Raw genomic sequence first — 19,659 nt, forward strand, 5'->3', positions numbered from 1 at the left:
CGACATCTGGCTAGCCGGAGTCGGCGGTTGGGATAGGATCACATGAATCTGCTTCAGCCGCCGGCTTCTTGAGCGCGTCGAAAGCGGTCATACACCGATTTCCGGCGCGGTCGTTTACGCGCCGCCTTCTCAGGTCTCGGCGCCACCTCTCGCGCGCGGCGGACGTCGATAAATGATGCTCCACGCTGGGGCTGGCAGCGTTTCGATCAAGCGACCCGGCGCAGGTAGTACCGTCCGTCGGAGCGGCTGATCGCGCCGGTGCGCTCCAGCGACAGCAATATGCTGATAATCGGCTGTCTAGCGCGCATCCCTTGGGTGAAGCGGCTGGCGAGCTCTTCCAAGGACAGCCCCCGGTCTGCGTTGGCGAGAACGGCCATGATTGCGCCCGCTCGCTCAATGCCGTTGCCGGGGAACTCAGGTCGCTCCTCTCCGGCGTCCACCTCAAGATTCATCTCGACGTCTTCTTCAGCCGTCACGGTCGTGTGCACCGCCTGGTACTCAGGCCTGAGCCATTTTATATCGCCTTCGGCCTCTTGCGCGGCTCTAGCGGCGTTTAGGTCGACAAGCCGCTTGAACATGTCTTCCGCTAGGAGATCGGTAGGCCAGCCGTATGCCTCCGCAGTCGCGGCATCGATCTGATCATGAAGCTCGAGAATTCGAGACGCGAGGCCCGCGTCGTGTATTGCCCGTTCCACTGTTGACAGTGGCGGCTCAGTCGGATCGCGCCGCAAGGCTCTCAAGCGCTCCACGACGTTGTAGAGCCCGGTCATGGTCAACGCGGGGTGGCTTTCGATGCGCTCCTTACGGAGGCTGTCCAGGGTCTCGCCGAGATCCGCCAACCTTTCCCCCTGCTCGCCGTCAAGATCGGGGAAGGGAAACTGCGGGAATATCTCGGTGTTGTTGAAACGAGGACGATCCTCTAACGTCCCCCCGAAATAACGACACCAAGCATGATGCGCGGATGACGATAAAACAGCGAGGACAGCCGCACTGCTGCTAGTAACCGCGTAAGCCATGGCGTCGGGAATGACGTCGTTGGCGACGAAGACGAATGGTCGATGCTTAGCGGTGTAAGGAGTGGCAATGAAACGCGGCAGCCCCTCGATCGCCTGTCTCATTGTCTTCGCTGGCGCTGCATATCGCCACCAGCGCTTTTTGCGCGAGGGATTCCGGTTCAATTCCCGCTCGGGCTTCACCGTTAGCAGGAGACGTTGGTAGATCTCGGGATATAGACGTCTTACCTGGTCCTCGTCCAAATCTTCAACATCTATGATGTATCCGTGGGACAGCCGATCAGTGAGATCATCTCCGATGATGTAGGGACGGATACGTTTATCACGCACCGCAAATTCAAACCCTGTCATGTCCGCCGGCGATAGCTTGAAGCCGTCGTTGCCCGGCACTACTCCCTGAAAGCACATGGACCGATTGCTTTTGAGGGGCTTGACCCGCCCTCTTGCGTCCGAGGCGGTCAGGTCGCTGAAGAGACTTTCCACCTCAGTGATCCGCAAGGATCGGGCGTCATTCTTCTTCTTCAATGTTCCCAGGCGGAGAGGACCGGTGTGGTGGGGCCCCGCGCAGACTGTCAGTGAGATACGGACACTGGCTCCGTCTTTGTCCTCGACCCAAGGATGATCGGCGACCGCGAAGATGAGTTTGGGCGCTCGACGCGCAGTTAGAGCTTGTTCAACAGCCACGCGGGAATATTGCTGGGTGATGCTATTTGTCGTGACCAGGCCGAACCGTTTAGTCGCGCCTTCGCCTACTGACCTTGCGGCTTTGACCCACCAATACATGACGATGTCCGCCGTGCCGGGAATGTCTGGATAGGCCGCCAAAACTGCGTCGCGGTATTCATCGCCTAGACGATCCCGCATGACGCGGATGCCGATGAAAGGCGGGTTGCCGACGATGAATTCGGCTGGAGGCCACTGGCGTTCGCGGGGATTGATATAGCGCCAAACCGGCACCTGTACGCTTGTGTCTGGGGTCTTCCTGCCCGTAACCGGATGCAGCATCTTGGTCTCGCCGTCCCATCGGGTGCGCTGCGTGCCGTCTTCGAGCAGCACGGGCTCGCGATGATCCCAGTCCAGGATGGCGTCCTTCACTTCAATGTTGCCATAGGCCTGAAGCACGGGATCGGATGGCGCGGCTCCGCCAGCGTTGCGAAGGTTCCACTGGAGATAGCCGATCCACAAGACGAGTTCGGAAATCGCCGCAGCCCGCGGGTTCAACTCTAGTCCGAGAAACTGGTGAGGGTCGACCGTTTCACCTTGGAACCCGAGTCGCGCGGTTCCCTCGCCCAATCCGCCAAGCGCATCCAGGACCTCGCCCTCAAGGCGCTTCATCAGCTCGAGAGTGACGTACAAGAAGTTCCCAGTCCCACACGCAGGATCGAGGATTTTTACGGTGGCGAGACGATGGTGAAAGTCGGCGGCGATCTTGCGAGCATCAGCCAAGCGTCCCTTCGAACGCGCTTCGTCCATTGCGGCTTGAGCCGCGTTCCACTCTTGGCGAAGCGGCTCGATCACCGTGATGACAACAAGGCGCTCGACGTAGGACCGGGGTGTAAAATGGGCGCCGAGCTTTGCGCGGTCCTTTGCGCTTAGCGCGCGCTCCAGAAGCGCGCCGAAGATCGAGGGATCAACTTCGGTCCAGCGCTTGGATGCAGCCGCACGCAGATGTCCGATGTCGGCCGGCTTCAGTTCAAAGACAGTTGCATCTTGGAACAGTTTGCCATTGAAGCGGCGGACTGTCTGCTCGAACGCGTAGGCGAAGGTACCAGTGTCCATGGCGGACCAAAGCTGACCAACCAAGTTGGGGAATAGCTCGGGCTGCTGCTCGCAGCGCGCCAGAAGGTTTTCGAACGCCTTCTCGGGAAGGAGGCCCGCGTCTTCGGCGAACATGGTGAAAAGGCATCGCATCAAGAACATGGCGACAGCCTCTGGATCGTTGCCCTCGCTCTCCAAGGTGGTTGATACCTTTGCGAGGCTGGCCGCCACCTCTCGGGTGACTGCCTCGGTCCGCTTCGACGGGTCTAGCGCGGACGGCTTCGTCCAGATCATGCGCAGGAACTCGCGCGTATCCTCGCGTTTCAGGTCGTCGAGATAAATCCTGAAGCGAGACTGATCGGGAAATTGAGAATAGTTGCGACCTCGTCCGCTGAAATCTGCGAAGACCTCAAAGCAGTTTCCGACGTCGCAGGTGATAAGGAATGGAGGCCAGTCGTGGTCGTCGGGCAGCGCGCGCGCGTAGTCCTCAGCCTGTCGTCTGGCGTTTAGCATGAGGACATCCCAAGAGCGCCGCGTTGAGCGCTGGCCGTCCGTCGGCTCGACCGATTCCATACGCTCGACGGCCTTCGGCTGTCCTCGCTCGCGGCTCTGCTTGGCCTCCAGAACAAAGCAGCCGCGCTTGTAGAGATCGATCCGGCCTGTGCTGCTTCCAGAGACTGGGTCATGGAAGCGAACTGCACGCTCAAAGACATAGTCGTTCAGAGCGCTGTCAGCCCGCGCGGGATGGGGGCGCTGCACGCCGATTAGATCGCAGAGCTCGCTGAGAAACAGGGCATAGTTAGCCCGCTCAGCCCCTTCAGAAGCCGTCCAACGCTTGATGAATTCCTCGACGACCATGGCCCCCCGCCTTCGCACGCACTGATTGGTAGGGCAGCCTCGTTAATCGATCGCTTACCACGCGACAAACGCCTCCAAATGAGGTCGAGCTGACAGGTCCTGGCGCGGATTCTGCCCGCTGCTTGGGCTGCCAAGAATGCCGCTTAGGCGAAGAGCGGGCCCCCGCGCCCGTGAACGACGCGGAGCTGGAGATCAATCCTTACCCTGGCGTTCAACGACGAAGGTCGCGCGCTTGTGCATTTCCAATCGCCACCGATCGGCAGCTGCCGGGGAATACAGTCGCTCTAACACCAAAGCATGCCAGATGCGGTCGCATCCGGTGGGGGGATCAGACCCTCGTCGCGTGTTGCAAGCGAAGTGCTTAAGCAGCCCATTGATCAGGCTATGGCCACCGCCTCGGCATTTTGGCACGACGTGATCATAGGTCGGATAGCTAGGGCGATCTCGCGGAAAGCCCCGCTTGAGGCTCATCGGCTCGCCACATCCTGCGCAGCGCCCATTCTGAGCCCAATGCAGAATCCGACGCTGCCGGACCCGACGCTTAACCTCATCGTTCATTGACCGGCCACCATCCAGCTCTCCATGAGAGCACGATCGTAAAAGCCTTGCCCCAAGCTCCCGCCTGCGGTGAAGGCCTGCAGCTCCGGCCAAAGTTGTGCTGGCGATTTTCCTATCCGGGCCGCGATCTCTCGTGTTGTGATCAGCTGCCGCCCTAACGCTTCAACTTCTGGCCGGCCATACACGGCGGCGCCTTTCGCGATTATCGGTGTGAGGTACTTTCGATAACGCAGCCAGCTCACGTCTTGAGCCGTACAGTTGAGGTGCTCTTCTACCTCCGACGGCGTCATTTCCTCACGCCGCCACTCGGCCAGGTCGCCAGCTTGAAAAGCGAAGGGGCGCCCACCTTCCGAGCCCCCCATGAGGATGTGCCGCGCCGTCACTGGATGAACTCTCAGGTCAATGATGCGATTGTCGGGGCGACCGCGTCGCAGCCCCCCTGGAAGTTCTCCGTTCAGCGCGGCTCTAAGGAGCCGAGCCCATGGCTTTGGCCTACCTCCAACGCCCTGCATGACTTCTCGAAGAGGCACGTCTTCGTCAGAAGCGTCAGACATCGCCGCATCGGCCACCTGGCTCACAAGGGTTTTTGCGCTTTCGCGCGTGATGTGAAGGCCGTCATAAACTAACTTCGCCGCAGCGCTCGTCGTTTCAGCTATAAGGCCGAGCCCAAGCAACTGCTCCACCGCTGAACGCTGGAGACCGGTGCGCGATTGAAATTCTCTCAAGGACATTTGTGCTCTCAGCTCATCGCGCATTCGGTCCACGTGAGTTTTCAGGAATGAGCCGTGCGTTCGGTGTTCGCCTCCAATCGTCACTTCATTAGGCAGGAGACCAGAACTGGCGAGCAACCGGACGTCGCGACGCTCGACCCGCAGCAAGCCGGCGGCCTGGGTGGTGCTAAGCCAGTTTGCCTCCCAGCCGGGCGTTATGTTGCCTCTGTCGGGCCGCCCATACTGCAGAATTTTGATCACGTCGGCTCTCACGGCGGGCCTGAGCGAGAACCGCAGCAGAGTCTCGAGGCGCTTGCGAAACGCCGACACGACCTCATCACCATGCTGACGAAGGTCCCAGTGGGCGCGATGGAAATCGAGGAGGAACTGGCCAGCCGCCGCGACATCGCAGACTTCCAGATTTACACGTCCACGTATGTCGGGATCCCTCATCACCCTAAGCGGGCGGGCGATGGCGAGGATCAAGTCGTAAACGTCTGTTGGGCAGCGAGCGGCGTAGATTGGCGGCAAGGCCATCATCGACCTTTCCTGCGCGGCTTCGTCGCCGAATAGCCCAAGAACCCAAGTCAGCGCCCTGCGGTCCGGTCGAGGTACGGTTTGACGCTTGGCATCCGAGACAGGCGTTCTGCAATGACCGCAGATGTGGAGCGCGGTTGCGCTCATCCAGGTGAGGTGTTGGCATCCACGTCTCGGGCACCGATCGATCAACATCTCCCAAGTAACCGGACAGAAGCCCAGGTCTTTCACCATCCATATGGCTTGGTCGGGATCGCCAGCTGCATGTCGCGGGGGCACCCGCCGTATACCGCTCTCTATTTGACCGGGCGTCAGCCAAACACCGCCGAGGCGTCGGCGACCGCCCTGCGGACCTTCCACACCCCACAGCCTGGCCCACGCATCGGGGGGTGCCGCGAAGCGTTCGAATAGTTGATCGGCGACCTTCCCGACCTTGTCGATACAATTTCCTGCCAACGTGACGTTGAGGCCTAGCGATTTGAAGATGGGCCAAATTCCTGGGAGGAAGTTGGGCTCTACGTTTCGAAGCAGGTATCCCGGAAGAGTTTCGCCGGGCGCAGGTATGACGGGGAAGAGCATGCTCTTCCCCGTCTCCTGACGCGCCGTCGCCGGCAGCAAGTCAGATGAGCTAGGCATCCGACAGCTTCCGGAACGGATTGGTCTTGGCGAAGGCCTGTGGGATGGCCCAGCGATCCACGGCCAACGCCAGGTCGTAGAGTTCCAACCGGGTCGCGCCACGACGGATGGCGATATCCAGCGCTGCAAGAAACAGTCGAGATACACGGCCTACGACGCCTTTTGAGACCTCAAACAGTCCGGGCAAAAGTCCCGCCTCACCGAGGCATGAAGGCTCGGGGAGTATATCCTGCGCGACGATGACGGCCTCCAGCTTCGCCACAAACGCAGCGAACAGGCGCCGATCTTCCGCACTTTTGCTGTTCAGAGGATCCAGATCGCACGGCGCTAGGAGCCGGCCATTCAGCTGAAGGTTGCGCTTGAACATTTGTTCGGCGTCATCGGTGCCGAGGAACACCATCGGGACAACGCCGCCATCAAGCATGCCTTTTAGGGTGTCTGTGACATCGTTGTTTTGGCCGTTGCGGTAGTTTAGATGCTGCACCTCATCAACGATCAGTAACTCGGTTCTAAATCGTTCAATGCAGGCAAAAGCACGCCGCTTGAGAGTGAGCTCGTTTCCGTACGCAACATACGGATCATCGAACTCGTTAAGAATCGACGTCATGAGTTTCTTGGAAGTGCACGCTTTCTCTAAGTTGATCTTCAGGATCGGCACGAAGGTGTCGGTACGAGGCCTTCGTCGCTGCACCAAGTCAATGTAGGCCTCGGCTGCCGTGGATTTCCCCGAACCGGTTGGAGCAAGGATGCGTAGTCCCATCTGGGGCTTGCCGATGGTTCTCCTTCCAAGCTTCTGCAGGTAGTCGAAGCGATCATGAAGCTCGACGTGCTTGGGGTAAGGGACGAATATCGATTTGAAGCGCTCAAGTTTTTCGGCGACGATGTCGTTCAAGTCAGCGGCCGACGGCGGATCGGTAAAATCCTCGCTCATTGGAATTCCTTCCATTCATCGCCACCGTGATCGAATACCGGAAATGCTCCTGTCTCAGGCTCACACGATGTTTGCTGGGGCCGACTGTGAGCGGGCTTTCGCTTTCTTCCCCTAGGCAGCCGCACGGGCTTAATGCCGTCGTCTGAACGCTCGTTGGCGAGGGCATTGGTGGGCACGATGGGGGCCATGCCGTCATGACGGGGCTCCGCAAAGGCGATCCTCATGCCCTTACCTGCGAGTTGCTCAATCCGAGGAGAGGACAACAGGCGCGCTGCAGTACGCTTGCGTCGGCCAAACTGACCATCCGGCCACGCCTCCTCGAAGGCATCCTTCAATGCGATGGTCGATTCCGCCTCCTTCGCGGCGCGCTCATCGCCCCCTTCGCGCTTCCATTCGCTGATCCGTTGGTGCCGCCAAAGGGACAAGCCGCCCGCGTACTCAGGATCTACGCACGGCAGCGTGACGAACTGGCCAGCCGGAGCATCCCAAACGTGGATCTCACCTAAATTGGCCGGGTTGTATTTAAACGTCACCTTGGCCCGGGCCGAGCCTTCAGCCTTGCCGCGAACCGGCTCACGTGCGGCTAGCTTCTCCAAAAGCGGGCCAGTGATCGCGGGGTCATGATACTGCAAATTGAAGATGGAGACGCCAGACCTAGAAAGAGTACGGGTCTCATAAGCGCCGGCCATCTTGTCGAGCTGCTGCTCATCGCTGATGACCTGGATCCCGCATTCCCGAACACCTTCAGACCAAATGCGCACAGGTGCGGCGCCGAGCGTCCGGTGTTGGTGAAGGTGATAGGTGCTGATCGTCGCCCAGATGAGCTTTTCCAGCTGATCCAGGGTTAAGACTGCGTCCTTCCGCGGATCGAGTTCCCACGCGCGTAGCTGAGCGATTGGAAATGTCGCTCCAGGGAGTTTGCGATTCAGCATCGAGTTCAGCGTGCCGAAAAAGCGCTCGACAACGGCCTTGTAGGTTGGAGAGCGGGTCGGCGCCCACCTCACGGTCGTGCCGATGTCTGTCATCGCTGCTTCGAACGATGTGCCCGAAAACTCCCACCCGTTGTCGACAACGATTTCGTCAAACTTGCCGAAAATGTCCTCCAGTTCGGGATTGTCGGGGTATCGCTCGCGCAGGTGAAGCTTGGGGCGGTTCGCTCGCTTGATGCACTCCATCACTGCGAAGAGAGATGGAGGTTCGAATGAAAGGACCCATCCGACGATGCAGCGAGAATGAACGTCGATCAGGACCGTCAACGTGGGCCGTCCTAACAGCCTCCACCCCTTGGCGTTGATCACTGCGAAGCAGTCTAGGATCGTGTGATCCATCGCGCCCAGTAACAGCGGGCGGTTGGACACCAGCCCTTTCCCGCAGGCTTTGAAGCGCTTGTCAGCCTCCTTTGGCCCGTACTTGGCGGCGACCGTCTCCCAGCACTCGGTCAAGCGTACGTGGAGGCGAAAGCTTTCCTTGCTGGGAACCGCCAGCACCCGGCGTTCGTGACGGCCAAGCCACCTATTGATCCTGGCAACTCTCGTACAAAGGCGTGCATACGCTTCGCCGATGCTGGTCCCTCGCTCGGCCCAGTAGGCCATAGCGCATCGATGCATCTGCCGGTGGATACTCGGAGCGAGGCGCAGCGATCGAGGTACCCGGCTAGACATGCTGGTCATCGACCGGAGCTTGCGTAGTCCCGGAGCCCCGCGGTCGTTTAGCCACCGCCGGACGGTCGAGGGAGCAGGTTGCCGATGCTTGTCCAACTGCAGTGGCTTAGCCTTCCAAATCGAGGCGACTGCTCGCCTCAAGCCTTGGTCGCTGCGCGAATAATGACCCATGCGATCCAGACCGATCAGTACCGCTTGGCGAACGAACGCACGGGGGTCTCGCGCAATGATCGCTTCGAAGCTGTCCTCTCGGCGCTCCGCGATTCTTCGAGCTTTCGAACCGCCGACGGCGTCGATGCGCCGAGCCGATCCTGAAGCTATCTGCGCCTTAAGCCACGCCATGGTGGGCGATACGACCCCTCCGTCCCCAATCTGCACCTGATAGGGTGTTGACGTCCGTTCCGAGCGCAGCAGTAGGAAGCCGCCGCCCATTACCTGCTCGAGATAGTGGCGCTCACCGTCGATCTCCCAGAGCTCGCCGGTCTTCAGTTGAATGTCGATCATTGGACCGCCTCCAGCCGACCGGCGGGGGTCTGCGTGGTGACCGCTACGACTTCGCTATCGATGCTGAGCCGATCCGAAAGGTCGATACGAACGATCCGGCCAACCATCATCGCCTTCAACTTGGCCATTCCTACGGGTCGGCCACCGATGAGATCAGCCAGTGATCCGAGGGCTTGGCTACCGCCGCAGGCGTCCAGACGGTCGAGCACGCAGTACACATCCGTCTCGCCGTAGTTCGCAAGGCGCCAGGACTGAACGTCCTGGACGTTGTCGAAACATATCCGGGGCTCGAATAGCGCTTCACGATACATCACTCGAAAGCGCCACCCGATCTGGCGGCAAACTTCGGCTACACAGTCGAGTTTGAGCGCGTAATCGAGATCCTTCTGGAAACGCCGATCATTCTTGATCTCGACGACTTCCACTACGCCGCTATCGAGCAGGCGTACGGCGTCGGCTATGTACGTCCGCTTCTCGCCGTCGAGAACGAACTCGAACCGAAACGGCTGGGCGCGGTAGTCAACGACTGCTGTGTCGACCTCGCTGTGCATCAGGAAGGCGCGCTCGTTCATTCCTTCGAATGGAAACGCCCGGCCAGCCTTCCTGCTGGCGTAAGCGCCTGTCGTGATGCGCCGGCGACCGGTGATGATGGTTCGGATCGGCTGACCCTTGGGCGTGATCACCAAAGTGGCGGAGGCCGCGAGGGCCTCCCAGCACCATGCTGTGACGGCAGGCGTTGCGACCTGTTCCAACGCATGGGCCAGGGTATCGGCCTGCATACTGGCAGGCGTGCGAGGGTTATGAGCGATGTTCGTCATCCTCAACTCCATTGATTTTGATGAAGTTAGGAACCGTGCAAGCGAAGGCGGCCGGCCTCACTTGGAAGGCCGTTGACTTCGTATCTCATTGAGGAGATGCTATGCTCATCGTGATCAAACGAAGGGACCTTGCGTGGTTCCCAACAGAAGCCCGGGGGGCCAGCCCCGGGTTTTGTTGTTTCCGCTTCCAAGCAACGGATCCTATTGGATTTTTTAGGGCGGCCTCACGTCTTCCTCCGCGACTGCTATGGGCGAGGCGAGGCGCGATCTAATAAGAGCATCGCAAAGGACTCACCGCTGGACGGGCGGGATTTTCGCAGGCCAATAGCCAAGAGTCCAAAGTAATAATTTTGCTTATCGGCGGAGTAGACGGGTCGGAAGCTTATATATGTTCTTTGCAATATTTGGCGCGGACGGAGGGTCGAGGATCGGGCGTCAGTTCTAAGCCAGATCCACTTGAATCATGATCGGCCGTTTGGCGACATCCGCATTCCGCTCAACCGCCGCATGGCGCCAAGAGCGGACCTTGGCGTCCTGTCGATAAGCCGACATTCAATCGCCAATGGGCGCATGACTGGCGATTGCTTCACCCGCATGTATTTGGACAGGCGACGAGTCAACGCGCTGGAATGTGCCCCACGGCGATCAACCTCAAGCGCCGAGACGGCGCCTACCCAACACAAGAAATGCGTCCAACTGTTGGGTCAGTTTATCGGACGCGTCGTTAAGGAAGGCAGCATCGGTCTCCCACTGTTCCCGCCGCGCTTCTGCTCGAACGGAATACCAACCGCCATCACCGGCCTTGGGCATGGAGCGTCGCGCTAGTTCGGTCCGGAAAGACTGAAGCGCCTCTAGGACCGGCGCCCATGCCTTTTCCAGTGTCTTGTCCAAAAAGCGATAGTCCGGTCCTTCCCAGACGGCGACCTCACGCAGTCCGCTGAAGTCGGACCACTGGAAGTCTTCGCTCATCTCCATCGACCGCAGATTGGCCCGCTCCTTCTGCGAAAGGGTATTTTCGATAAGGGCCATAAGCCGAAGATCGTGCGGGTGCCGCGCCACCAAGGCGCGGCCTTCCGAAACGGCCCAAAGGGTGAAGGCGACGACAAACGCTGAAGCGCGATCCCATTCGAAGGTCCACCCCGCGCCCGGGGCCAGGAGCACAGCTAGGGCAAGCAGGGTAGCGAAGGCGGCGGAGAGCCGCACGGGAGCCGAGCTAATCTGCTCCATGACTTTGTAAAGCATCGCCAGCCTGCAGAATTTTGAACAACACGCCAAACTGGCCGGTTGAACGATCAACGGTCAATGGGCGCTGCAGCCGAGTAGGAAACGACGGCTTACAAGCCTGCGGTCTTGATCGATCGGGACGCGAAGTTTCAGCGACCTAGAAACCTAGTCGGCCATCCCTCCTTAGGCGTCTTTGGCCGCGGCCAGATCGACTCCACTTCGCGCTGTTGGAACTGCCAGTGTTCGAAGTGATCACCCGAGTACGTCGGCTTTAGCGTGATCTGTTGCGGAGCCCCGTTTCGGATCGCGTGGGTGTTGATGATGGCGGCCTCGAAATAGCCTGGCGAAATTCGCCTAAGCGGCCCTGGATGACCGAAGAGCTGCTGGCGGGCATAGGCGTTCAGCTTCCCTGTCGTGAGGATATCGAGCAGTTCAAACTGCAAGTCGCGATCAGTCACGGCGCGTCGGCTCTGCGCCCACTCGGTTTCCATCGTGAGGTATTCGACCAGATCAGGAAGCGAGATCATTTCCGCTCTGCGCGACGGCAGGTTTTGCCGGGAAACGGCGAACCGGACAGCGCCGATCGTTACGACACCGCCCACGACGAAGGCGTAGAGGTGTGTGGCCACTGGATGAACGAGATAGCCGACCATGGCGACGAGCAGTCCAGAAAGCCATCGCAGGGAGGGCTCAACCAAGGTCCAAGCCCGGTTGAGTTGGGTGTCTTCCAGAATGGAAGCGATATTCTCGTTGAACGCCGCAAGCAGGATCAAACCACCGATGGCGGTCCCAAGCCCGACTGCTCCCCGTTTTCGATTCGCCATCTGGTAGAGATATTACCCCAGTGCGGATCGACCAAGAAAAGCGGCGAGTCACCAGATCCAAGACATCTCGGGTGCGCCACCGATCCCGATCTAAGTGGCCCCGAGCGCGGTGCCTATTGGCTGGTGTCGCTCGGTGTCGCCACGCTCAATGCCGACAGCTTTCGGAAGTTGTTCTCCAGCTGTGAGGTGACCGCAGACTCCGGCTCCGCCCAGAGCTGCGCTAGGACCGGCACGACTAAGCTTGCCTCCCAAGGATATAGAGGCTTCCCGTTGTTCAGCCCAAAAGGGCCATCGGTTTCAGGCAGCAGTTTGTCGCGCGGCATCAAGGCGACGGCCCGCCGAGCACGGTCCGAACGGAGCATGGCCGGACCTACTGAAAACCAGCATCCGATTTCGGCGGCCCTGGCGATTTCGCGCGGCGAGCCCACGAACCAGTGAAGGACCGGGCGGCCCGCCAACGGTTCGGCTTCTAGGAGATCAAGCACTAGGCGCGCAGCGTCGCGGCTATGGAGGGAGATCGTCTTTCCGCCCGCGCGTGCGCACAGGATGAGAATGTCCATGAGGATACCCGTCTGGATATCGAGGGTGTCACGGTGGGGTCTGGAACCGTCCAGGCCAACCTCGCCGACATAGGCAGTCTTCGAAAGGAGAGTCTCGAACAGAGGCAACTCAGCAGCCCGGGCAGCCGCAAGTTCGGGATGAAGCCCTAGAGCCGTCCGGATCCGACTATTTGGCGGAGCCAGTGCCGCCGTTCCGAGGAAGGCGCTCGGTGTCGTGGTGACCGAGAGGGCGTAGACGCCCCGGTTCGCGACTTCACATGCCACGGCTTGCGGGTCTGGAAATAGGTCTAGGTGGCAATGGAAATCGACTATCGCCATCGAACCGTTTCAAGAAACGCGCTTACTTCGGCCAACCCTCTATCCACCGTTCCGATGATCGTGGCCCGCCTCAGGGGATCACTCGGTAGTGGGCCAGCAGCCGCTACCCATCGTTCAACGGCCGCCGGGTCGAGGTGCCCGCGCCGAGCACCTGCTAGAAGCGCAGACAGTACGTCGTCATTGTCCTTTGATCGGTCAAGCCTAGCGGCGTAGCCCCGCTCCGTCATGTCCGGCACACCCGACGCGTGGAAGGATGCCCGGCGAATGAGGCAAGGAATGCAGCGCCCACACTGCTTGTTCAGCCGCTTGCCCTTGCCGCAAGAGTAGGACCCTGAAGCCAGGAGGCCGAGTTGAGGGTGATCGCATTCGGCTAGCATCTCACCCTTCGTCTTTCCCTCGAAAATATTGTGAAGCCGAACGTGAATGCCGACGGCATCTAGAATTTCGCTCAGCTCCTTGAGCAGGTGCGGGTGAGTAGTCCTCGTGCTCAAGGAGCCGAGACGACGTCTCGTGAGCGGCGGATTGATCGCGATGAAGCCGTTTTCCGGCACGATCACCTCACCCAACCCGAGAGCTGACGCGGCCAGGGCACCGTAGGCAAAGAAGATGAGCGACCGCCCCCGTGTCGATCCTTCGTAGGGGGCCCGCCATTTTTCGCTGACCCGCCCCTCAAAGCGGTGCTGCGACAGGCCTATGGCCTCAGATAGGGAGACTTGAGGCGAAATTTCTTTTGGAGACCCTTGGCTCACCAAGAGGGGAGTGCGTCCTTCGGCCTGCAGTTTGATCGCCCCAAGCAAACTGTCGAGCCCCCCTGAGAAGAGGCAAATGCAGTCCCGGTCCGTCAGCTGTGGCGGGAACGCTGGTGCTTCATCGCCGTCGGGCGAAAAGGAGAGGTGCCAGATATCGCCGGTGAGGAACCGGAAAGCCGCCGCGAGGCGCTCACGATGGGGCTCCCAAATGACCGGATTCTGGACAGCCACATCGACAGAAATCACGCGGGTCCACCCGTCTTCCGACGCGCTTCGCAAGACGAACCGATCAGCCGCGAATATCGACATCGCGATGGAAAGAAAGTCCCAGGCTAGCTGCGAAGGAGGACGCGGTAGACCCCGGCGAACCTGGTCGCGCAGGTTTGCGCCCAGCCCGGGCAGGTCTCTGCTGCCAGAGTGAAATAGAGCCACCCCCAGCCGGTCCGCTCCGTTGTGAAAGGCGGCGGCTCGAGGAGCATCAGGGGTCGCGCGGATTGCTGTCCCTACCATGTCGCCATCTCCGCGATCACGTCGGCCGCGATCTGCCTGACCAGGATTTCGATGTTGGCTTGACTAAGAGGACCAGCGGCCTGCTGGAGCACCGGAGTAGCCTTTACATCCGTCAACTCCCTGACGATGTCTCTCAGATCGTTCTCTCGCGAGACCGCTTGTGCCGGGGGAATGTTCGCCGCTGCCTGCCCTTGTTCCACCGCTACCGCAGCGAACACCATCTCGGCTACGAAGCAGCGCATGGCCACGACGACCGTATAGTCATCCAATGCTGTGGGATCGAACTGATCAGCCCCGGCCAGCGCCTCGGCGAGCGATTCCGCCAGTGAGGCTCTTATCGTGTCCTCATCCAAAATGCCCGGCGGACAAAATGCATCTACAATGGCCGCAATGGCGTCGACCACAGGCTGACCGGCCAGTGTGCTGATGTCGAAGGATCCAGGAGTAGGCCCTTCGCCGCGCCCAGCTCCAGAAAGCGCACCGAAGACTTGGCCTCCTATACGGGCGGCGCGTCCGAGACGTGCCGCCCCAGCTGCTCCCCCTCCTGCGGAACCGCGAGCATAGTGTCCCAGCGCGCGGCGTCCGATGCGCTCGTCCCCGGTCTTTAGATAGTCCTTCAGGGCACGCCTAAGCCCCGTCGTTCTTCGCGGTTCCAGTACCTCTTCGTTTTGGGGAGGCTGCGGTTGCGGCACCCCAGTGGGAGGAGGGTCCTGCTCAGCCCAAGAGGGGATCAAAGGCGATCCCGGTTTGGCTGACGGCTTCGATTGAGATGTTCCCATTTAGCCTCCCTCGGCTGCGAAGCCCTTAGCCTTGAGCAAGGCCTTCACGCCGGCTTGCATCGTCTTGGTCTGTAGCGTGCTCGTGAAGGCTCGAAGGTCTGTCTTCAGTTCGGCCGACGTTTCCGCCAGGATGATCGCGCCATGGATGCCTTGCACCTTTTTCGTCCAGTCCTCTTCTCGGAGATGAGCGACAAGGGAAGTCATGACGGCCTTCGCGTCCACCGGTGAGAGGTTTCCGATCACGCCAATGGCGGCGGGCGAATTGATGCTGTTCACACCAAGAAGAGCCTGGAAGGCAGATTTCGCGGCCTCACTCAGACCTGTCCGGCCGCGCGCCGGAGCCATCACATCACGGCTCAGGAATACTGCTGGCCGAAGAGCCGCGACATTCTCGAAGTGCGGCTCCATTTCTTGCCATTCCGCAATGAAGGGCTCGTACTTTTTCCATTCGGGCGGCGTTTCGGGCCGCTCGCCCTTCAGCTTGTCGTGCGGCATTAGGTACTTGTCGGCATTGGCCTCTTCCATGACCAGCCGATAGAGCTTCTGCGCCGCGAGCGCGTCCGTGCTTCGCTCGAAGACCGCAAGTTTCGCTAAGGTTGCTAAATCCACGTTCATCTTCCGATCAGCCGCTAGAGTCTGCCGGAGTGTGATGGCGTTCAGAAGTCGCTTTACGATCCGGGGATTGCCGTTGATCGTGGGTGCCGTCGCCAGAATCGGCGCCAGCCTGTCGCAGACGGCCAGTTCATCGAGGAGACCGACGGGACTCCCCGCCACGGTGTTGATTTCCTGACGGGTGAATGTGGCTCCCGTCCAGCTCGCCTGGAGGGCTACGAGCAAAACGGCTTGAACTTCGCCGAGTTTGGTAGGCGCGGTCTTACCGACAAATAGCGAATACATGTACGCGCGGACATCCTCGGCCCCAACCTGAGGCACCCGCATTGGCACCTGTATGACCTTGTCCAAGTAGTCGTGGACGTGCTGCGCGTTCGGATCACTGAAATGTTTCGCGACGGAATGGCGGATCATGTCCTCATCAGCCGCAATGACGAAGGCTGTCCCTTCGATGAAGAGGAACAGTCTTATCGCTTCAAGGGTCCCGATTGCGACGTCGGGAAGGCATCGGTCGAGGTTGTCGATGAACAGGACAAGCGGTCGCCCAAGGTCAGAGAGAATTTCCGCGAACTCCTCACGGAAAGCGGCGATTTCTTTGGGCGGGGTTCTTGCCTCGGCCGGCTTAACCAGTTTGGACCAAGCGTCGGCCACCTGTTTCCCACCGCTTTTCAGATCCTCGATGTCCGAAGCGTCGCCTTGGCCAGAGACCATTGCGCCGATAGCGCTCCCTGCGCTGGTCAACAGACCCGGCGGCACGCCAAGCGCCATTCCCAATCCGACATCAGCAGCCATGCCGAGCGCTCGGAAATAGTTGATCCGAGACGCGAAGCTCTTTGCCTTATTTAGCAACCCCTCATCGGCCTTGGCCTCCTTCAGAAGGCGCTCTGCTACCACCTCCATAAGAGCGGCTTTGGAGTCGTCGTAGCCTTGGTATAGCCAAGCGTCGAACTTGATAATGATGGGCGCAGGGTTTGTTTGGGCCAATCGGCTTTCGACGAGGCGCAGCACGGTCGACTTGCCGGTGCCCCAAGTTCCGAATACTCCAATGGAGACTGGCAACAAATCAGGGCGAGTCGCGAGCACTGCAATTTGCTCAGCAACCTCGGTAAAGTTCAAAAAATCCTGGTCGCTCTCGCTATCGCGCCACATGTATTCCCCCGAACCTTAACCATACAACTATTGCGGTAGAGATTCCTAGGCCTTCGTCCGGAACGACGGTAGGGCGTAGCGGGATACCCGCCGCGTCAACCCAACCTGCATAGCAGGTGCGGCTTCGCCACAGGGTATGACCCGGCGGTCTGCAAGCGGTCCTTCCGAACGTCCGCGATGGGTCAGGAGCGGCCGATCGTGCCCGGCAGCGGGCGAACGACGTATGTCAACCATACCAAGTGCAGATTCTGCGCCACTTAAGCTGGTTCTGAGCCAGCGTTAGGTGGTCTCGACAAACAACATGGCGACCCCGGGAGGACTCCAACCTCCGACCTCGGCTTTAGGAAAGCCTTGCTCTATGCAGCTGAGCTACGGGGCCACGGGCGATGACCTAGCGATTTGCGGGCGGGTGGGGAAGCGGTCGGAGCGGTCGGGCGACGAAAAAGTGGGGTGCACGTCCCAAATGGAGGATACAGGCCACTTGTGGTTAAGGCCGGTTAATCTACCAGATATCGCGGTGAACAAAGGACGAATGGGGCGGTGTCGGCGATTCGGTCCTGATTCGTTTCGCGCTTGTTCCGCCAGTCACGGCCGGTGCGTTAATCCACGGGAGGGACGTGTGCGGTCAGGGCGTTCAGCCCTTCCAAAAGGCGTTTGGATTCAGGCGTGGGCTGGCCGGCGTCGGCCAGGGTGATCCGCAGCACGCGGACATGGACCTCGACAGAGGGCCAGGACCAGACGCCGGCGGCGCGCATGCGATCGGCGATTTCGCACAGGCTGAAGGCCGCATCGAAGAAGGTCGGCACATCCAGAAAGCCGGCCATGTCGACCATGGCCGACGCGCAAGCGTAGACCTGCGCCGGGGCCTCGGCCGGACGGCTGGCGCAAAGGCCCTCCACGGCGTCGATCTTGCTCTTCAGCAGCGAGAACACATGGTCGCGCTGGCCTTCCAGGGCCTGATTGGCGCGGGATTCGGCCTCGGCGATCAGCCGTCCGCCGGGGCGGGCCATCTGACGCTGCAGCGAGGTATGGACCTTACGGATGATGGGCTTGGCCGGCGCGTCCGTCACAGACTGACCTTCATCGGTTTCATCATCATGTCGATGGCGTCCTGATCCATATTCTCTTCCACCGCCTCGCCCAGTTCGCCGGACAGGTCCCCCTCGCGCCGGCCGTCGCCGGTCGGCGGGCCGTAGTTGCGCACCCGACGGTCGGGCCCGACGTAGTGGGCGGCGTCGACGAAATCGCGGTCCTCGCCGCCCAGCCAGACGATGCGTTTAAGCAGAAGAGCGGGCGACAGGGGCTTGGCCACGATGAAGCTGGCGCCGCAGTCGCGGCCCTGATGCACCTTGGCCTGGGACGCATGACCCAGGATCATGATGACGGGGACGTATCGGGTCGGCGTCGGAGCGTCGCGGCGCAGCCAGCGCACGAACTCGTAGCCATCCATCTCCGGCATGATGCAGTCGATCAGGATCAGATCGACGGCGCGACGGGCCAGCAGTTCGACCGCCCCTTGCGCCGAGTTGCATTTGATCTGCTCCTTGCAGCCGAAGCCCTGGACGATGGAGGCCAGCATATCCAAGGACGTGGGCTGATCGTCGATCAGGAGGACCGTGGTATGCGCCAGATTGACCCGGTCGTTCTTTGTCATGACATCAGAACAGCATCAGGTCGCCGGCGTCGGCGCCTGCGCCGGAGATCGGGCGATGCTGGCCGGCGGCGGGCCGCAGGCGGCCGGCCATGTCGGCGAGCGGCACCTGGCTGACGGCGTCGGACGGGCTGGCGCCGCCGCTCAACAGCCGCAGAACGCCGGACAGGGCCTCGATGCGCTGGGTCAGGGCGTCCAGCGCCTGGGCCTGGGTCAGGGCGTGCGAACGCTCATCGGGCGGCGCGTGGCGGACCAGGTCGCCGACCAGGGCCTCGATCCCGTCGACGCCCTGGCGCACCCGCATCAGCTCGTCGGAGACGGCGGCCAGCAGATCGGCGTGGTCGGACGGGGCGCTCATGGTCAGAACAGTTCCAGCGCGCCGGCGCCGACCGGGGCTGCGACGGGCGCGGGCCTGGGCGCGACCACGTCGGTCACGGCGCGTTGCAGGGCGCGACCGGCGACGGGCCAGTAGTGCAGGCGTCGTCCGCCGTCGCCGCGCAGACTGCCGCCCACCACGCGAATCCCCTCGTCGCGCAGGAAGCGTTCGGCGAAGTCGGCGTTGGCGCGGCCGACGTCGCGCAGACTGTCGAACATCCGCCCGCCGCCGAACAGCTTGGCCTCCAGCCGTTCGCGACGCCCGCCGGCCTTGAGCAGGTCATTGATCAGCAGTTCCATGGCGTAGGCCCCGTAGCGGCGGCCCGCATCCGTCCCCGCCCCTGCGCCTTCAGGCAGCAGGAAGTGGTTCATGCCGCCGACGCCCGCCAGGGGGTCGCGCAAACACATGGCCACGCACGAGCCCAGGATGGTGCTGAGGACGACGTTGGGATCGGACGTGATGAAATGTTCGCCCTGACCGACGTGAACCCGTGTCTCCACGCTGTCTGTCACGGCCGATGAGGTCATGTCAGCGGTCCGAAGACGGCTTCCAGCTTGCCCTTCAGCTGGGCGACCGTGAAGGGTTTGACCAGATAGTTGTTCACGCCGAACTGCACCGCGCGCTGCACCAATTCGCGGTCGGCGCGGCCGGTCAGCATGATGAAGGCGGTCTTGGACGTAGGCGGGTGGGCGCGGACGGCGCGCAGCAGGCCCAGGCCGTCCAGGTTCGGCATATTGTAGTCCGAGATGATCAGATGGGCGGGCTTGGTGACGATTTCGCGCAGAGCGATCTCGCCGTCGGCCGCCTCGCGGATATCGCGCACGCCGAGCTGCTGAAGACTGGTTCGAACCAGGGAGCGCATGGTCATCTGATCATCGACGACCAGACATTGCAGAGCAGCGGCGGCGGGCATGGTTACGCTC

Annotated in this window: 16 protein-coding genes and 1 tRNA gene; all 17 read right to left on the minus strand. The window is 61.0% G+C overall.

All coding sequences use genetic code 11. The features are described 5' to 3' along the window. Positions 1-206 precede the first annotated feature (206 nt). Positions 207-3,629, minus strand: a complete 3,423-nt coding sequence (locus tag KZX42_RS07625) for a DNA methyltransferase (protein WP_248118585.1) — start codon at positions 3,627-3,629, stop codon at positions 207-209. Between the two features lie 554 nt (positions 3,630-4,183). After that, entirely contained in the window at positions 4,184-5,437 is a 1,254-nt protein-coding gene (locus tag KZX42_RS07630) for a hypothetical protein (RefSeq protein WP_248118586.1), read from the minus strand. Positions 5,438-6,062: 625 nt separating this feature from the next. Continuing rightward, complete coding sequence (locus tag KZX42_RS07635; RefSeq protein ID WP_248118587.1) at positions 6,063-7,001, minus strand: ATP-binding protein; 939 nt, start codon at positions 6,999-7,001, stop codon at positions 6,063-6,065. After that, positions 6,998-9,166 carry a Mu transposase C-terminal domain-containing protein gene (locus KZX42_RS07640; protein ID WP_248118588.1) on the minus strand — a complete coding sequence of 723 codons (2,169 nt, stop codon included), beginning with the start codon at positions 9,164-9,166 and terminating at the stop codon, positions 6,998-7,000. Before KZX42_RS07640 ends, KZX42_RS07635 begins: the two co-directional genes overlap by 4 nt. Continuing rightward, a complete protein-coding gene (locus KZX42_RS07645) occupies positions 9,163-9,984 on the minus strand; it encodes a TnsA endonuclease N-terminal domain-containing protein (protein ID WP_248118589.1) in 822 nt (273 codons plus the stop codon). The genes KZX42_RS07640 and KZX42_RS07645 overlap by 4 nt, the downstream gene beginning before the upstream one ends. Before the next feature lie 651 nt (positions 9,985-10,635). Next, positions 10,636-11,226 carry a hypothetical protein gene (locus tag KZX42_RS07650; protein WP_248118590.1) on the minus strand — a complete coding sequence of 197 codons (591 nt, stop codon included), beginning with the start codon at positions 11,224-11,226 and terminating at the stop codon, positions 10,636-10,638. A 131-nt stretch (positions 11,227-11,357) separates the two neighbouring features. Next, positions 11,358-12,032, minus strand: coding sequence for a hypothetical protein (locus tag KZX42_RS07655; protein ID WP_248118591.1), 675 nt, complete (start codon positions 12,030-12,032; stop codon positions 11,358-11,360). A 113-nt stretch (positions 12,033-12,145) separates the two neighbouring features. Next, positions 12,146-12,910, minus strand: coding sequence for a Qat anti-phage system TatD family nuclease QatD (gene qatD / locus KZX42_RS07660; RefSeq protein WP_248118593.1), 765 nt, complete (start codon positions 12,908-12,910; stop codon positions 12,146-12,148). After that, a complete protein-coding gene (gene qatC, locus KZX42_RS07665; RefSeq protein ID WP_248118595.1) occupies positions 12,901-14,091 on the minus strand; it encodes a Qat anti-phage system QueC-like protein QatC in 1,191 nt (396 codons plus the stop codon). The genes qatD and qatC overlap by 10 nt, the downstream gene beginning before the upstream one ends. Before the next feature lie 71 nt (positions 14,092-14,162). Next, positions 14,163-14,573, minus strand: a complete 411-nt coding sequence (locus KZX42_RS07670) for a hypothetical protein (protein WP_248118596.1) — start codon at positions 14,571-14,573, stop codon at positions 14,163-14,165. 375 nt (positions 14,574-14,948) lie between these two features. Continuing rightward, positions 14,949-16,709, minus strand: a complete 1,761-nt coding sequence (locus KZX42_RS07675; RefSeq protein WP_248118598.1) for a P-loop NTPase fold protein — start codon at positions 16,707-16,709, stop codon at positions 14,949-14,951. 302 nt (positions 16,710-17,011) lie between these two features. Then, a tRNA-Arg gene (locus KZX42_RS07680) sits at positions 17,012-17,088 on the minus strand. 220 nt (positions 17,089-17,308) lie between these two features. Continuing rightward, positions 17,309-17,779, minus strand: coding sequence for a hypothetical protein (locus KZX42_RS07685; protein WP_248118600.1), 471 nt, complete (start codon positions 17,777-17,779; stop codon positions 17,309-17,311). Further along, entirely contained in the window at positions 17,776-18,363 is a 588-nt protein-coding gene (locus KZX42_RS07690) for a response regulator (protein ID WP_248118602.1), read from the minus strand. Before KZX42_RS07690 ends, KZX42_RS07685 begins: the two co-directional genes overlap by 4 nt. A gap of 4 nt (positions 18,364-18,367) precedes the next feature. After that, positions 18,368-18,718: a hypothetical protein gene (locus KZX42_RS07695; RefSeq protein ID WP_248118604.1), complete on the minus strand. Its 351-nt coding sequence runs from the start codon at positions 18,716-18,718 to the stop codon at positions 18,368-18,370. A gap of 2 nt (positions 18,719-18,720) precedes the next feature. Next, a complete protein-coding gene (locus KZX42_RS07700; RefSeq protein ID WP_248118606.1) occupies positions 18,721-19,263 on the minus strand; it encodes a chemotaxis protein CheD in 543 nt (180 codons plus the stop codon). After that, the gene (locus KZX42_RS07705) at positions 19,260-19,649 is read right to left on the minus strand and encodes a response regulator (RefSeq protein WP_248118608.1); all 390 of its coding nucleotides are present in this window, start codon (positions 19,647-19,649) and stop codon (positions 19,260-19,262) included. Before KZX42_RS07705 ends, KZX42_RS07700 begins: the two co-directional genes overlap by 4 nt. Positions 19,650-19,659: the final 10 nt, after the last annotated feature.

The organism is Brevundimonas sp. EYE_349, from assembly GCF_023147505.1.
Taxonomy (GTDB): domain Bacteria; phylum Pseudomonadota; class Alphaproteobacteria; order Caulobacterales; family Caulobacteraceae; genus Brevundimonas.

What these genes read in the sequence shown, in the direction of transcription:
- KZX42_RS07625 (WP_248118585.1), bottom strand. Translation starts at nt 3,629, where the DNA reads ATGGTCGTCGAGGAATTCATCAAGCGTTGGACGGCTTCTGAAGGGGCT.
- KZX42_RS07630 (WP_248118586.1), bottom strand. Translation starts at nt 5,437, where the DNA reads ATGATGGCCTTGCCGCCAATCTACGCCGCTCGCTGCCCAACAGACGTT.
- KZX42_RS07635 (WP_248118587.1), bottom strand. Translation starts at nt 7,001, where the DNA reads ATGAGCGAGGATTTTACCGATCCGCCGTCGGCCGCTGACTTGAACGAC.
- KZX42_RS07640 (WP_248118588.1), bottom strand. Translation starts at nt 9,166, where the DNA reads ATGATCGACATTCAACTGAAGACCGGCGAGCTCTGGGAGATCGACGGT.
- KZX42_RS07645 (WP_248118589.1), bottom strand. Translation starts at nt 9,984, where the DNA reads ATGACGAACATCGCTCATAACCCTCGCACGCCTGCCAGTATGCAGGCC.
- KZX42_RS07650 (WP_248118590.1), bottom strand. Translation starts at nt 11,226, where the DNA reads ATGCTTTACAAAGTCATGGAGCAGATTAGCTCGGCTCCCGTGCGGCTC.
- KZX42_RS07655 (WP_248118591.1), bottom strand. Translation starts at nt 12,032, where the DNA reads ATGGCGAATCGAAAACGGGGAGCAGTCGGGCTTGGGACCGCCATCGGT.
- qatD (WP_248118593.1), bottom strand. Translation starts at nt 12,910, where the DNA reads ATGGCGATAGTCGATTTCCATTGCCACCTAGACCTATTTCCAGACCCG.
- KZX42_RS07675 (WP_248118598.1), bottom strand. Translation starts at nt 16,709, where the DNA reads ATGTGGCGCGATAGCGAGAGCGACCAGGATTTTTTGAACTTTACCGAG.
- KZX42_RS07690 (WP_248118602.1), bottom strand. Translation starts at nt 18,363, where the DNA reads ATGACAAAGAACGACCGGGTCAATCTGGCGCATACCACGGTCCTCCTG.
- KZX42_RS07695 (WP_248118604.1), bottom strand. Translation starts at nt 18,718, where the DNA reads ATGAGCGCCCCGTCCGACCACGCCGATCTGCTGGCCGCCGTCTCCGAC.
- KZX42_RS07700 (WP_248118606.1), bottom strand. Translation starts at nt 19,263, where the DNA reads ATGACCTCATCGGCCGTGACAGACAGCGTGGAGACACGGGTTCACGTC.
- KZX42_RS07705 (WP_248118608.1), bottom strand. Translation starts at nt 19,649, where the DNA reads ATGCCCGCCGCCGCTGCTCTGCAATGTCTGGTCGTCGATGATCAGATG.